This is a genomic window from Paucibacter sp. B51, from assembly GCF_027863535.1.
GTDB lineage: Bacteria > Pseudomonadota > Gammaproteobacteria > Burkholderiales > Burkholderiaceae_C > Paucibacter_A > Paucibacter_A aquatilis.
This window is the reverse complement of record NZ_JAPIVN010000001.1, coordinates 4,632,962-4,647,013: the sequence shown is the minus strand read 5'-3', so window position 1 is coordinate 4,647,013 and position 14,052 is coordinate 4,632,962. Positions and strand designations below refer to the sequence as shown.

11 protein-coding genes are annotated in these 14,052 nt (G+C 67.0%); 2 read left to right on the top strand and 9 right to left on the bottom strand.

Features of this window, described 5'->3' with window-relative positions:
• Positions 1-23: 23 nt before the first annotated feature.
• Positions 24-521, top strand: a complete 498-nt coding sequence (gene rraA / locus OOB33_RS19605) for a ribonuclease E activity regulator RraA (RefSeq protein ID WP_271009868.1) — start codon at positions 24-26, stop codon at positions 519-521.
• Between the two features lie 7 nt (positions 522-528).
• On the opposite strand, the gene OOB33_RS19600 is transcribed toward rraA, so the two are convergent.
• The 5 genes from OOB33_RS19600 to mfd form a co-directional block, all read right to left on the bottom strand.
• The gene (locus OOB33_RS19600; protein ID WP_271009867.1) at positions 529-1,107 is read right to left on the bottom strand and encodes a flavin reductase family protein; all 579 of its coding nucleotides are present in this window, start codon (positions 1,105-1,107) and stop codon (positions 529-531) included.
• Between the two features lie 40 nt (positions 1,108-1,147).
• Complete coding sequence (locus tag OOB33_RS19595; RefSeq protein WP_271009866.1) at positions 1,148-2,089, bottom strand: septation protein IspZ; 942 nt, start codon at positions 2,087-2,089, stop codon at positions 1,148-1,150.
• 22 nt (positions 2,090-2,111) lie between these two features.
• The gene (gene serB, locus OOB33_RS19590; RefSeq protein ID WP_442953025.1) at positions 2,112-2,819 is read right to left on the bottom strand and encodes a phosphoserine phosphatase SerB; all 708 of its coding nucleotides are present in this window, start codon (positions 2,817-2,819) and stop codon (positions 2,112-2,114) included.
• 70 nt (positions 2,820-2,889) lie between these two features.
• Positions 2,890-3,579: an HAD family hydrolase gene (locus OOB33_RS19585; RefSeq protein ID WP_102767229.1), complete on the bottom strand. Its 690-nt coding sequence runs from the start codon at positions 3,577-3,579 to the stop codon at positions 2,890-2,892.
• A 2-nt stretch (positions 3,580-3,581) separates the two neighbouring features.
• On the bottom strand, positions 3,582-7,058 hold the full coding sequence (gene mfd / locus OOB33_RS19580; RefSeq protein ID WP_271009865.1) for a transcription-repair coupling factor: 3,477 nt from the start codon (positions 7,056-7,058) through the stop codon (positions 3,582-3,584).
• 459 nt (positions 7,059-7,517) lie between these two features.
• Here mfd and OOB33_RS19575 point away from each other — a divergent pair, with 459 nt between their 5' ends.
• Positions 7,518-9,071: a methyl-accepting chemotaxis protein gene (locus OOB33_RS19575; protein WP_102767228.1), complete on the top strand. Its 1,554-nt coding sequence runs from the start codon at positions 7,518-7,520 to the stop codon at positions 9,069-9,071.
• A 52-nt stretch (positions 9,072-9,123) separates the two neighbouring features.
• Here the strand turns inward: OOB33_RS19575 and OOB33_RS19570 are convergent, their stop codons facing one another.
• Genes OOB33_RS19570 through OOB33_RS19555 form a run of 4 tightly spaced genes read right to left on the bottom strand, consistent with a single transcriptional unit; the run spans position 9,124 to position 14,030 of the window.
• Complete coding sequence (locus OOB33_RS19570; protein WP_271009864.1) at positions 9,124-10,182, bottom strand: RNA methyltransferase; 1,059 nt, start codon at positions 10,180-10,182, stop codon at positions 9,124-9,126.
• Positions 10,183-10,230: 48 nt separating this feature from the next.
• Complete coding sequence (locus tag OOB33_RS19565) at positions 10,231-11,304, bottom strand: hypothetical protein (RefSeq protein ID WP_271009863.1); 1,074 nt, start codon at positions 11,302-11,304, stop codon at positions 10,231-10,233.
• Positions 11,305-11,351: 47 nt separating this feature from the next.
• Positions 11,352-12,659, bottom strand: a complete 1,308-nt coding sequence (locus tag OOB33_RS19560; protein ID WP_271009862.1) for a sensor histidine kinase — start codon at positions 12,657-12,659, stop codon at positions 11,352-11,354.
• A gap of 9 nt (positions 12,660-12,668) precedes the next feature.
• Positions 12,669-14,030 carry a sigma-54-dependent transcriptional regulator gene (locus tag OOB33_RS19555; protein WP_271009861.1) on the bottom strand — a complete coding sequence of 454 codons (1,362 nt, stop codon included), beginning with the start codon at positions 14,028-14,030 and terminating at the stop codon, positions 12,669-12,671.
• Between the last annotated feature and the right edge of the window lie 22 nt (positions 14,031-14,052).

The window sequence follows — 14,052 nt, the reverse complement described above, 5'->3', positions numbered from 1 at the left end:
CGACTCGGAGGAGGTGTCCCGATATGGAATTCTCGACCTGCGATATTTGCGACCGCTTCAAGTCCGACGAGTCCGGCCGCCTGCGTGTGCTGCCGTGCGTGTACCGCAGCTATGGGGCCCTGGGCCGCTTTGCCGGGCCTGTTCGCACGGTGAAGTGTTTCGAGGACAACAGCCGGGTCAAGGAAGCGGTGGAAAGCCCGGGCCATGGCCAGGTGCTGGTGGTGGACGGCGCGGGCTCGCTGCGCCGCGCTTTGTTGGGTGGCAATCTGGCAGCGGCGGCCGCTGCCAATGGCTGGGCCGGCCTTTTGATTCATGGCTGCGTGCGCGATCTGGCCGAGCTGGCGGCCACGCCGCTGGGCATCCTGGCCCTCGGCCATGTGCCCATGCCCACCGACCGCAAAGCTCAGGGTCAGAGCGATCTGGTCCTGCATCTGCATGGCCTGCCGGTGCGGCCCGGTGAGTGGTTGTATGCCGATGCCGACGGGGTGGTGATCAGCGAGCAGGCCCTGCACGCCGCTTGATAGCGGCTCAGGAGTCGGCTTGGGTGTCGGCTTGGGTGTCGATCAGGCCCGAGCTGCTGAAATAACGGCCGCCGCCCAGGTGGTGCAGGCAGCGCCGGCTCGCGTCGCTCGGCTCGATCCAGTGGCCCTCGGTGAAGGCCCAGTCCTCGGCCCAGGCGGCCACCACCTCGGCCAGGAACAGGTCATAACGCTGCTCCTGCGCGGGCTCGGGGATGCGCCGGCATTCCAGCCAGGCGAGACAGCCCTCGATCAGGGGCGCCGCCACCTGCGAGCCCGGTTGGGTTCGCAGGCCAAAGCATTCGAACTTGTCGACCTCGCGGCCGCTGCAGTGGCCCACGCCGGTGACCATGGCCGCCTGCGCCACGCAGGGCACGGCGATCACGAACTCGCCGCTGGCCTCGATCAGGCCGCGGGTGAAGGTGTTCTTGTCGATCACCACGGCGATCTTGGGCGGCTCGAAATCCAGCGGCATGTTCCAGGCCGCGGCCATCACATCCTGTTGCGCGCCGTGGCGGCTGCTGACCAGCACGGTGGGGCCGGTGTTGAGCAGGCGGCTGGCGTGGCGGAGTTCAACGGTGTGGCGCATGGCGAGGGGTCAGGTGCGAATTCAGTGAGAACGGAACGATTCAGGCCGGTCGCGGGCCGGGCTTGCGTCGCGCCCAGTGGATGGCCAGATTGGACAGCACGAAGACCAGCAGCAGATCGCCCCAGAGCGTGTACCAAAGCCAGGCGTCTTTGGACATCAGGCTGGCCACGGCCGCATTGACGCCGGCCAGGGCCAGGCCCATGGCGCACATGCCGGTCGAGAGCCGGCGCGCGTCGATGTCGCTGTAGACCAGATACGTCATCACTCGCTTGCCCAGCCAGCGGCCGCCAGCCAGCGCGTCAACGCCGAAGGCGCAGGCCACCAGGCCGCCGATCACGCTGGCCTTGAGTTGCACCAGGAACTCCGACTCGAAGTACCAGGAGAAGCCGGCTGACAGCAGCATCACCACCACGCCGAACAAGGCCATGCCACCGAGCAGATCGACCCGCCGCGCGGGCGGCGCGAAGCGGTTGATGGCCCATTGCAGCGGCAGCAAGGCCAGGCCCGCCGCGGCCGTTACCAGGGCGGCCGTGCGCAGATCACCGAGCTTGCCCATCACGAAGAAAAGCAGGCCGAGCGCAATGTCCACGGCGATCGCGGGCGCCTGGCCCTTGAGGCGAGAGAAATCGGGTGCGCCCGGCGCCGAGGCTTCCCGCTGGCGCTTGGCCATCATGGCTTGCACCCGGGCCAGGTAGGCGAAGGGGTCGGGGTGGGAGCGGTAGAGCACCTGGCCTTGGCGCGACACCTTGACGCCGTAGCTGAGCACCGTGCGCGGGCCCAGCTCGAAGACCAAGGGGCCTTGTGCCGTGTCGACCTGCAGCCGATGCAGGCGATAGGGTTCGCGGCCGAAGTCCTGCCGGTCTTCCAGCGTTTGCCCCTCGTGGGTGAGCATCAGTCGCGAGCCGCGCAAGGCAGCTTCGAAGTGCAGCGCGTAGCGCTGGCCGTCGAGGTCGACCGGGTAGTGGTAGGTCCAGATCTTCAAGATGGGGCAGCGATGTCGGGGGTCAGCGCAAGACCTCGAGCAGGCGATCCAGCCCGCCCGCGTTGATGGCCACCATGGCCTGCTCGCGCACCCGCGGCTTGGCATGAAACGCCACCGAGAGGCCGGCCGCACCCATCATGGGCAGGTCGTTGGCGCCGTCGCCCACGGCGATGCACTGGGCGGGCAGGGCGCCGATCTCGGCCGCGCATTGCACCAGCATGCGGCGCTTTTCCTCACCGTCGCAGATCTCGCCCCAGGGCTGCATCACGAGCGCGCCGGTCAATCGGCCATCCACGATCTCCAGCTCATTGCTGCGCACCCAGTCCATGCCCAGCTCGGCCGCGACATAACGCGTGAAAAACGTGAAGCCACCCGAGACCAGCAGCAACTTCAAGCCCGCGGCTTTGAGCGCCGCACACAGCTCGCGCGCGCCGGGGTTGAACTGCAGGCGCTCCTGCAGCACCTGCTCCAGCGCGCTCACCGGCACGCCTTGCAAGAGCGCCAGGCGGCGGCGCAGGCTGTCCTTGAAATCCGTGATCTCGCCGCGCATGGCGGCTTCGGTGATGGCGGCCACTTCCTCTTTCTTGCCCGCGGCGGCGGCGATCTCGTCGATGCACTCGATATTGATCAGGGTCGAGTCCATGTCGAAGGCGGCGAGGCGGAAGTGCGATAGAGGCGGGAGCGCACTGCCGTTGTGCTGGACGAGACCGCCAATTTCTGATGAGTTCACGAAATCAAAACCTTGGTCAATGGTGTGTTGGACGATTTGGGGTTCGTTGACATGGCCGGTGCTTGCTAGCCTATCGATAGCTGTTAATCCACTCGTCGTACGTCGGAACAATTGAAGCGATGCTGTCAAAGGACTCTCCGCGTACAGCCCGAAAGGTTTGTTCCACGGACTTGGGCGCATTGAACGCGACAGGTAAGCCAACTGAGGCGAGCATTTCCAAGTCATTTGCGCCGCGCCCAACAACGATGGTTTGTAAAGGGCTGCAGCCCACTACTTCCATGCATGCTCTTAGCATGCGGACTTTTACTCCCCCATCGCAAACTTGACCCCAAGGTTGGGGTGCAAGTTCACCGGTCAGTCGACCATCAACTACGCGGAGCTCATTCGCGCGAACGAAGTCGACCTTCAGGTCCGCTGCCAAGTCACGGGCAAACATTCCGAAGCCACTGGTAATGATGGCAGTCTTCAAGCCTGCAGACCGATACCGCTCAAACGTTTCTCGCACGCCTGGCCGAATTTGCATACGCTCCCGAGCGACTTCCAGCACTGCAGACATCGGCAACCCCGCTAGCAAGGTAACACGATTGAGCAGGTTGCTTTTAAATAAGCTGGGGTCGCCAGCCAGGCCCTCTTCGGTCATGGCTTCAGCGACTGATCGATGCCCTGAAAACTCCGCCAGCTCAATCAACATATCGTTGACGAGCAATGTGGAGTCCATGGCAAAAGCAGCCAACTTGTAGTCACCGAAAAACTGATTCATCGTTAGTCGCTTCGAACGGGTTGACCCAAAAGGCGCAGCACTTCGCGGATGGCCTGCGCGCGGTCCTTGGGGTCGCTCAGCGCCTTGTCGATGCGCAGCTTGTCGTTGCCGACCAGCTTGATGCTCTTGTTCTTCTGCACCAGCTCGATCACGCGCATGGCGTCGATCGGCGGATTGGGGCGGAAGTTGATGTTCATCACCGAGGGGGCCGCGTCGATCTTGAGCACGCCGTAGGGCTTGGCCAGCACGCGCAGGCGGTGGGTGTCGAACAGGGTCTGGCCTTGTGCGGGCAGCTTGCCGAAGCGGTCGGTCACCTCTTCCAGCAGCTTGTCGATCTGCTCGCTCTTCTCGGCGGTGGCCAGGCGCTTGTAGAGCGAGAGGCGCTGGTGCACATCGCCGCAGTAGGCATCGGGCAGCAGGGCGGGGGCGTGCAGATTGATCTCGGTGGTGGCGCCGAGGGGCGAGAGCAGATCGGGCTCCTTGCCGGCCTTGAGCGAACGCACCGCCTCGGCCAGCATCTCGTTGTAGAGCTGGAAACCGATCTCCATCATGTTGCCGCTCTGGTGCTCGCCCAGCATCTCGCCGGCGCCGCGGATCTCCAGGTCGTGCATGGCCAGGTAGAAGCCCGAGCCCAGCTCTTCCATGCCCTGGATGGCGTCCAGGCGCTGGGCGGCCTGCTTGGTCAGGCCTTCCAGATCGGGCACCATCAGATAGGCATAGGCCTGGTGGTGCGAGCGGCCGACGCGGCCGCGCAGCTGGTGCAGCTGGGCCAGGCCGAACTTGTCGGCGCGGCTGATGATGATGGTGTTGGCGCTGGGCACGTCGATGCCGGTCTCGATGATGGTCGAGCACAGCAGCACATTGTGTTTGCCGCCCACGAACTCGCGCATCACCCGCTCCAGCTCGCGCTCGGGCATCTGGCCGTGGGCGATGATGATGCGGGCCTCGGGCACCAGCTCTTCAAGCTTCTGACGCCGGTTCTCGATGGTCTCGACCTCGTTGTGCAGGAAGTAGACCTGGCCGCCGCGCTTCAACTCGCGCAGCATGGCCTCGCGGATGGTGCCACTGGTTTCGCTGCGCACAAAGGTCTTGATCGCCAGGCGGCGCTGCGGCGCGGTGGCAATGACGCTCAAATCGCGCAGGCCTTCCAGCGCCATGCCCAGGGTCCGCGGGATCGGCGTGGCGGTCAGCGTCAGCACATCGACCTCGGCCCGCATGGCCTTCATCGCCTCCTTGTGGCGCACGCCGAAGCGGTGTTCCTCGTCGATCACCAGCAGGCCCAGACGCGCGAACTTGCATTCGCTGGACAGCAGCTTGTGGGTGCCGACCACGATGTCGATGGTGCCGTCGGCCAGGCCCTCGAGCGCGGCCTTGATCTCCTTGCTGGAGCGGAAGCGGCTCATCTCCGCCACCTTGACCGGCCAGCGACCGAAGCGGTCGGCGATGTTCTGGTAATGCTGCTCGGCCAGCAAGGTGGTGGGTGCGAGGATGGCGACCTGCTTGCCGCCCATGACGGCGACAAAGGCCGCGCGCAGCGCCACCTCGGTCTTGCCAAAGCCCACATCGCCGCAGACCAGGCGGTCCATGGGCTTGGGGCTGATCATGTCCTGGATCACCGCATGGATGGCGGCGCGCTGGTCAGGCGTTTCTTCGAAGCCGAAGCTGGCGGCGAAGGCCTCGTAGTCGTGGCCTGAGTAGCGGAAGGCATGGCCCTCGCGGGCGGCACGGCGGGCGTAGAGGTTGAGCAGCTCGGCAGCGGTGTCGCGCACCTGCTCGGCGGCCTTGCGCTTGGCTTTTTCCCACTGGCCCGAGCCCAGGCGGTGCAGCGGCGCTTCGTCCGCCGAGACGCCGGTGTAGCGGCTGATCAGGTGCAGCTGGGCCACCGGCACGTAGAGCGTGGCCTTGTCGGCGTACTCCAGATGCAGGAACTCGCTGGCGCCATCGCCGATGTCGATATTGATCAGGCCCTGGTAGCGGCCGATGCCGTGGTTGTTGTGCACCACCGGGTCGCCGACCTTGAGCTCGGACAGGTCCTTGATCAGGGCGTTGACGTCGGAGACCTGCTCCTGCTTGCGCCGGCGCCGCGTGGTCGGCGTGGTGGCGAACAGCTCCGTCTCGGTGAAGATTTGAATCTGGTGACCGCCTTCGGGGTCGTTCCAGAAAAAGCCGGCCGCGAGCGGCGCCGCCGTGATGGCGAACTTCTCCGGGCTGGTCTCGAAATCGGCCAGGCCGCTGACCGAGGGCGGGTCGATCTTGTTGTCGCGCAGCAGCTCCAGCAGGCTCTCGCGCCGGCCTTCGCTCTCGGCCAGCAGCAGCACGCGGTGCGGCGTGCTCAGCAGATGGGTGGCCAGGCGGGCCAGGGGCTCTTGCGCGCCGCGCTCGACGGACACATCGGGCAGGGGCCGGGCATAGTCCACCGCCTCCTTGCCGCGCACGGCCAGCACCGGGTGGGCGTGGGTCAGGCTGAAGAACTCTTCGCTCTTGAAGTAGATATCCTCGGGCGGCAGGATGGGCCGCTCGGGGTCGTGCTGCAGAAAGCGGTGGCGCTCGCGGGTGTCGGTCCAGAAGCGGCCCAGCGCCTCGTCGATCTCGCCGTGCAGGGCCAGCGCGCAATGCTCGCCCAGGAACTCGAAGATGCTGGCGGTCTGCTCGAAGAACAGGGGCAGGTAGTACTCGATGCCGCCGGTGGCGATGCCCTGGCCCATGTCCTTGTAGATGCGCGAGCGGCTCGGGTCGCCCTCCATCTTTTCGCGCCAGCGCGAGCGGAAAGTCTGGCGCGCGGCTTCGTCCATGGGGAACTCGCGGCCCGGCAGCAGGCGCACCGCCGGCACCGGGTAGAGGCTGCGCTGGCTGTCGGGGTCGAAAGTGCGGATGGAATCGACCTCGTCACCGAACAGGTCGACCCGGTAGGGCACCAGCGAGCCCATGGGGAAGAGGTCGATCAGTCCCCCGCGCACCGCGTACTCGCCCGGCGACACGACTTGCGCCACATGGTTGTAGCCGGCCAGGGTCAGCTGGGATTTGAGGCTGGCCTCGTCCAGGCGCTGCTTCTGCGCAAAGTTGAAGGTGGTGGCGGCCAGGAAGCTGGGCGGGGCCAGGCGGGTCAGCGCCGTAGTGGCCGGCAGCAGCACCACGTCCAGCTCGCGCTCGGCCGCCGGCTTGCCGCGGCTTTGCAGCAGCTGCCAGAGCGTGGCCAGGCGCTCGGAGATCAGGTCCTGGTGGGGCGAGAAGGTGTCGTAGGGCAGGGTTTCCCAATCGGGGAAGACGCCCACGCGCAGCTCGGGCGCGAAGAATTTGAGCTCATCCTCCAGGCGCTGGGTGTCGCCCGGCTCGGCGGTGATGATGGCCGTCAGCCGGCCAGCGCCCAGTTGCTGCTGGGCGTAGCGCGCCAGCAGCAGCGCATCGGCCGAGCCCGTGGGTCGGGGCAGGCTGAACTTTTTTCCGGGCTGGATCAGGGGGAACTGCAGGGACGAGGGCATGGCGGGCGCACAAATGGAAACAGCCCCGAAGCGGGGCTGCGCGGATTGTAGGGAAGCGGGGCCGGCTGCGCTGCTCAGAGCCCGATGTCAGACGGTGCCGGGCCTTGATTCAGGGCGAACTCGAGTCCCGTCGGTGTGCACATGTCGCCCGGATGGGCGCGGGGTTGGGCCTGGGCTGCCCGGCGCGTTGCGCATGCGCTCCTGTCGCGCAGACCGCGGCAATGCTTGCTCGCGACGCGGCTTCGTTGAGGGGGATCGATCGGCGCGTGACGGGTGCGGTGCGCAGCGCGGTTTGTGGATTTGAGCGCATCGGGGCCTTGCAGCGGCGATTTTGCGGCGACGAGCTGCAGGTCGCCGTGCCGCATTTAAATGGTAAAAATGATAAATATGCACTTGCCGCATGGTGGGCCAGGTCTGAGACTTCCCTCCCATGTGTTTGCTGGCTCTTGAGGTGATCCAATGGTGAATAACAAGGCACGGTTTGGAATTGCCGCTCGGCTCTATGCCTTGGCTGTGTTTTTGTGCCTGTCGCTCGGGGGGGTGGCCTTGGTCGCCTACTTCAAGTTGGCTCGTGTGGATCAGACGGCCGAGATCACGCAGAGCATGCGGGTCCCCCAGCTGACGCGAATAGCTGCTGTGGAACTCAACATCACCCGTGTTTCGTTGCAGCTGCGCCATGCCATGCTGGCGCGCAGCCCGGCCGAAATGCAGGGGGCCCTCGATGACATCAGCGCCAAGCGCCAGGAGATCGACAAGCTGCTCAGGGCCTATGAGGGCGATCTGTCTACCTCGGGTGGTAGTGCGGGGTTTGACAAGCTCGCAGAGCCACTTTCCCGTTTCTGGCTTGCAGGGATGGCCAATCTCGATCTCATCAAAGCAGGCCAGAAGGACGAAGCCTTTGCCTTTTTGGTGGATCGAACCATTCCTGCCCGCAACGAGGTCCTTGCCCTTCTGGCCGATACAGTCTTGCAGCAGCAGAGCGCACTTCACCATGACATCGAGGGCATGCAGGATGAAACGCGGATCACCTGGCGGTTGGTGGTCGGGCTGGCGACCTTGTCTTTGGTGATCTTGCTGGTGTTTTCGATCCATGTGGCTCGTCTGCTCAAACGGCGTGTTCAACAGGCCCAGCAGTTGACCGAGCGCGTGCGTGATGGCGATTTGGCACACCCCGAGCTTGACCGCGAGCTGGATGAGTTTTCGCCCTTGTTGGCTGCACTCGATGAGATGCGCCTGGCCTTGACACAATTGGTTGGCGGCGTGCGCGGCAATGCCGAGCGGGTCTCGGGGGCCAGCAGCGAGATCGCGCAGGGCAATCTGGACCTGTCTTCTCGCACCGAGGAGCAGGCCTCCGCATTGCAGCAGACGGCGGCGACCATGGATGTGCTCAGCCACACCGTGCGCCACAACGCCGACAGTGCGCAGCAGGCCAAGCAGCTGTCCATCAACGCATCCATGGTGGCCGAACAAGGCGGCGATGTCGTCGGCCAGGTGGTCAGCACCATGAAGGACATCAACGAGTCCTCGCGCAAGATCTCGGACATCATCGCCGTCATTGACGGCATCGCCTTCCAGACCAATATCCTGGCCCTGAACGCGGCCGTGGAAGCTGCGCGGGCCGGCGAACAAGGCCGCGGATTTGCCGTGGTGGCCAGCGAGGTGCGCGCTCTGGCGCAACGCAGCGCCGGTGCGGCCAAGGAGATCAAGACCCTGATCAGCGCCAGTGTCGAGCAGGTCGAGCAGGGCAGCGATCTGGTCGATCAGGCCGGTCAAACCATGGGCGAGATCGTCAGCGCTATCAAGCGCGTGGCCGACATCGTCGGCGAGATCAGCGCCGCCAGCCAGGAGCAAAGCCGCGGTGTGGCCCAGGTCAACGAGGCCATCACCCAGATGGACAAGACCACGCAGCAGAACGCAGCCTTGGTCGAACAGTCGGCCGCTGCAGCCGAGAGCCTGGAAGGTCAGGCCAATGAGCTGGTCCAGGCCATGGCGGTGTTCAAGCTGCAGACCTGAGGCCTGAGGACTGAGACTTGGGGCCGGGGCTTGCCGGGCCGGCGCTTGCGGCTCAGTGCGCCCCGGCGCTGCGCCGCTGCACGCGGATCACCGCGTCGCTGGCGCTGCCATCGCTGGCCAGCGCCCGGGCGCGCAACTGGCCGCAGCCGCCGTCCACATCCTGGCCGGCCGAATCGCGCAGCTTGGTCAGCACACCGCGCTGGTGCAGGGCGCGGGCGATGCCCTCGGCCTTGTCCCAGCTGGGCCGGGTGAAGGGCAGCTCGGGCACGCTGTTGTAGGGAATCATGTTCAGGATGGCGTACTTGCCCTTGAGCAGCCGCACGATGCCGTCCAGCTCCTCGGCCGTGTCATTGATGCCGTCCAGCAGGGTCCACTGGTACTGGATCGGATAGCCGGTCTTGCGCGCGTAGTCTTCGCCCAGCTCGACCAGCTCTTCGGGTGTCAGCCGCGGCGCGCGGGGCAATAGGCGTTCGCGCAAATCGGCGCGGCTGGTGTGCAGGGACAAGGCCAGGGCCGGTTTGACCGGGCCCAGGGGCAGGCGCTCGAACACGCGCGGGTCGCCCACGGTCGAGAACACCAGGTTCTTGTGGCCGATATTGCCTTCCAAGCCCAGCAGCTCGATCGCCTCCAGCACATGCTCCAGGTTGTGGGCCGGCTCGCCCATGCCCATGAACACGACCTTCTTGACCGGCCGCAGGCGGCGCGCCAGGGCCACTTGCGCAATGATTTCGGCGCTAGTCACTTGGCGGATCAGGCCCTCGCGCCCGGTCATGCAAAACTGGCAGCCGACCGCACAGCCGACCTGGCTGGACACGCACAAGCCCTCGCGTGGCAGCAGCACGCTTTCCACTGTCATGCCGTCGCGCAGGGCCAGCAGCAGTCGGGCTGAGCCGTCCTCGCCAGGGTGGTTGGAAACGAGCCGGGTCAGGCCCTGCAACTCGGCATCCAGTGCCTCCAGGCCTTCGCGCAGGGCCAGGGGCAGAAAGTTCTCGGGCTTGCGCCGGCTGCGCTCGTGCGGGCGTGCCCGCACCCAGTCGCGCAGGAGGCGGAGTTCGTGGGGCGGCTTGGCGCCCAGGGCGCGCAAGCGCTGGCGGATGTCTTCGATGCGCATGGGGCGGCGATTGTCGCTCAGCCGCGTTTTGGAGCCGAGCTGCGCGCGTCAGCGCCGAAAGTCCGCGCGCAGCCATGGCTGGCCGCTCGGTGCCTGGAACGTCAGGCCGACATGGACGATGTCGCCCTCATGCCCGATCTTCGGGCGCTGGTAGCCGGGCAGGATGCAATCGCTGTCCTGTGGGTCCTCGGGGTCGTTTTGGCTGAGCGCGCGCATATAAGGCTCCGATCCCGCTCCGAGGATCATGTTCAGATACACACGGCTGCGCGGGATCGGGGCGCTGGGATCCAGGCCGCGGGGACGGAAGCCGATCCGAAACTCCTCGGCCTCGCTGCCCTCAGCCGTGGGCCTGGTCGCCGGGAAGTGTGACGCCTTGTGGTTCTGTCCGTAAGCGTCACGCCAGTGCAAGCGAAGCTGGGGTGTCGGCTCTTGCGACGACCACATCAGATGCAGATCGCCACCCTGCGTGCAGAACTGCGGATGGCTGACGCCGGCGCTGGGGTACCAGGGCCCGGCCACACGTTGGTCGATGCTCAGCAGGCGCAGGCCCTCGGGCGCGATCAGGCTTTGGGTCCAGACCAGGCCGACCCCCGGCATGCGGTAGAGCTTGGGCGGCAGCACGCGGTGGGGCAGCAACGATTCGTCGGGCGCTTGCCGGGGGCTGGCACTGAGCTGGCGCGCTTCCTTGGCCATCTCCATCTCCGCCATCTGGGCGGCCATCAGGGGCAGGCCGAACAGCAGCACCAGGCCGAGCACGGCCATCATCAGTGATTCCAGCCAGCTCATCGGCGGCCGCAGGCGCCGCCCCAGCCAGGCATGGCTGCCAAACCACAAGCCCGGGCCCACGGTCAGCAAGAGCAGGTAGAACACCCCCAGGGCCATGGGCCCGGAGACCGCCCGCGCGGGAAGCCAGACCACAGCGAAGCACAGCGGCGCCATCAGCAGGGACAGCAGGCGCAGCTTCAGCCAGCTGCCCGCCTTGGCCTGGCGGCGGAAGTACAGCAGTTCCAGCAGCAGGGGCAGCAGGGCCGCCAGGGCGAAGCCGGCCGCGCCTTGCCACCACAGCGCCCGGCGATCCGCCGCCATGGCCAGCCAGGTCTCTTGCATCTGTGCGAAGTCCATGGGCGCATCTTCTCGCAGTGAGGGCGGGGTAACTAAAGTCTAGGCCTTCACTGAGGCAGGCAGAACCGCACCTCCAGGCCGCCGCCTTCGCGGTTGCTCAGGCCAATGCGGCCGCCGTGGGCCTCGGCAATCTCGCGTGCCAGGGCCAGGCCCAGGCCGCTGCCGCCATGCTGGCCGCCGCTGCGCTTGGTCGAGTAAAAGGGCAACAAGGCCTGGGCCAGCACTGCCTCGCTCATGCCGCAGCCGCGGTCGCGCACGACAAAGCACAGCTCGCGCGCCTGCCACTCCACGGCCAGGCTGACCGCCTCGGGCGGGCCGCCGGCTTCCTGGGCGTTCTTGAGCAAGTTGATCAAGGCCTGAGCCAGCTGGCCCGGGTCGAAGCGGGCCGGGCGGGTGGGCTCGGCGCCCTCCAGCCGGTAGGGGTGCTGGGCCAGCAGGCCGGCCAGGAAGGCCGGCCAATCCACGCTCTGCAAGTGCGGCGAGGGCAGCTTGGCGAACTCGGCATAGGCCGCCAGAAAACGGTGCAGCTGGCGCGAGCGCTCGCCGATGCTGGCGAACACTGCCTCCAGGCGCTCGGTCTGGCCGCGCCGCGCCAGCTCGGCGCCGCTGTGCGAGAGCGAGGAGATGGGGGCCAGCGAGTTGTTCAGCTCATGGCTGATGACGCGGATCACCCGCTTCCAGCTGGCCACCTCCTGGCGCGAGAGCTCGCGGGTCATGCGCCGCAGCAGCAGCAGGCGGTGCGGCTGGCCTTGCAGCTGCAGGCTGCGTTGCGAGAGGTGGAAGAGTTCCTCCTGTCCGTTTTCGCTTATGCCGAAGACCTGGTCCTGGCCGCTGGCCAGGGCCAGGCGCAAGGTCTCGGGGCTGTCATCCAGCAGGCTGGCCAGGCTCAGGCCCGCCAGGCTGCGCCCCCGGGCCAGCAATTGGCGCGCGGCAATATTGGCATAACTGATTTCACCGCCGGGTTCCTGCAGCAGCAGCAAGGCCAGGGGCGTGTTCTGCACCACCGTGTCCAGCAGCAGCTCGCGCCGGGCCAGCTGCTGGCGCTGCTCGCGCAGGGCCAGGCCCAGCTCCTGGTGGGCGCGCAGCAAGGCGGCCAGCTCAGCCTGGCGCAGCGGGCCGCTGGGGCCGGCGGCGATGGACATGCTGAAGTCGCCATCGCGGTAGCTGAGCACCGCACCCTCCAGCGCGCGCAGCAGGCGGCGCAGCGGCTCCAGCAGCTGGCCGCTCAGGCCGTACAGGGGCAGGGCCAGCACCAGCAGGCTGTAGATCGGCCACTGCCACTGCTGGATGAGGGCCTGCGCGCCCGCACCGAGCAGGGCCGCGGTCAGCAGGGCCAGGAAGAGTCGCCATTGCATGAATTGGGCTCAGCTGGCTTCGGCCATGCCATAACGCTCCATGCGCCGGTACAGCGCCTGGCGCGACAGACCGAGGGCCTGGGCAGCGCGGCTGACCACGCCGCCGGCGGCCGTGAGGGCGGCCTGAACAGCCTCGCGGCTGGGCTCGTCGAGGTTGCGATGGCCGGTGGCCGAGGCGGCCGCTGGCGCTGCTGCTTGCAGGCCGAGGTGCTGCGGCTGGATGCTGGCGCCGGCAGCCAGCAGGCCGGCGCGCGCCATCACATTCTTCAGCTCGCGCACATTGCCCGGCCAGCGGTGGGCCAGCAAGGCCTCGCGCGCTGCTTCTGACAAGGAGGCCGCGCCGGCCAGGAAATGCTCGGCCAGCACCAGGATGTCTTCGCGCCGCTCCGCCAGCGGGGGCAGGCGCAGCTCAAAGACATTGAGCCGGTAGTACAGGTCTTCGCGGAAGCTGCCTTCGGCGACCATGGCCTTCAGGTCGGCATTGGTGGCGCTGATCACGCGCACCTGGCTGCTGCGCGTGCGGCTGGAGCCCAGGCGTTCGAAGCGTCCGGTCTCCAGCACGCGCAGCAGCTTGACCTGGCCGGCCAGGGGCAGGGTGCCGATTTCATCGAGGAACAGCGTGCCGCCATCGGCTGCCTCGAAGCGGCCCTCGCGTGCCTTGTGAGCGCCGGTGTAAGCGCCGCTTTCGCTGCCGAAGAGCTCGGCCTCGATCAGATCCGCGGGCAGGGCGCCGCAGTTCAGGGCCACGAAGGGACCTGTGCGCTGGGCCGAGTTGGCATGGACGATGGCCGCCAGCCGCTCCTTGCCGCTGCCATTGGGGCCGCTGACCAGCACGGGCAGCTCGGTGCGCGCCACCTGTGCGGCCAGCTCCAGCGTGCCCAGCATGGCATCGGAGGCGAACACCAGGCCGGCCAGATCCAGGCGCTGCGTCAGCTGTGCGCGGCGAGCCTGGCGGGCCTGGCGCGCCTGGCTCAGGGCGCGGTTGGATTCGCCCAGCTCCAGCAGGTTCTCCACCGTGGCCACCAGCTTGTGATCATCCCAGGGCTTGGCCAGGTAGTCGGCCGCGCCGGCCTTGACCAGCTCCACCGCCGCCTCCAGCCGGGTCCAGGCAGTCAGCAGGATGACGGGCAGGTCGGGGTGCTGGGCCCGGATGGCGCGGAACAGGGCCGCGCCTTCTTCGCCCGAGGTGGTGTCGGCGCTGAAGTTCATGTCCTGGATCACCAGGTCCACGGGAGGGCGGGCCCGCGCCAGCAGGGCCAGACCTTGGGCCGGGCTGTCGGCCAGCAGGGGCTCGATGTCGTGCAGGGAGAGCAGCAGGGCCAGGGCCTCGCGCACGCCGGCGTTGTCATCGATGATCAGCACATGTCTCATGGGGTGGCGAGCATAGCAAGAG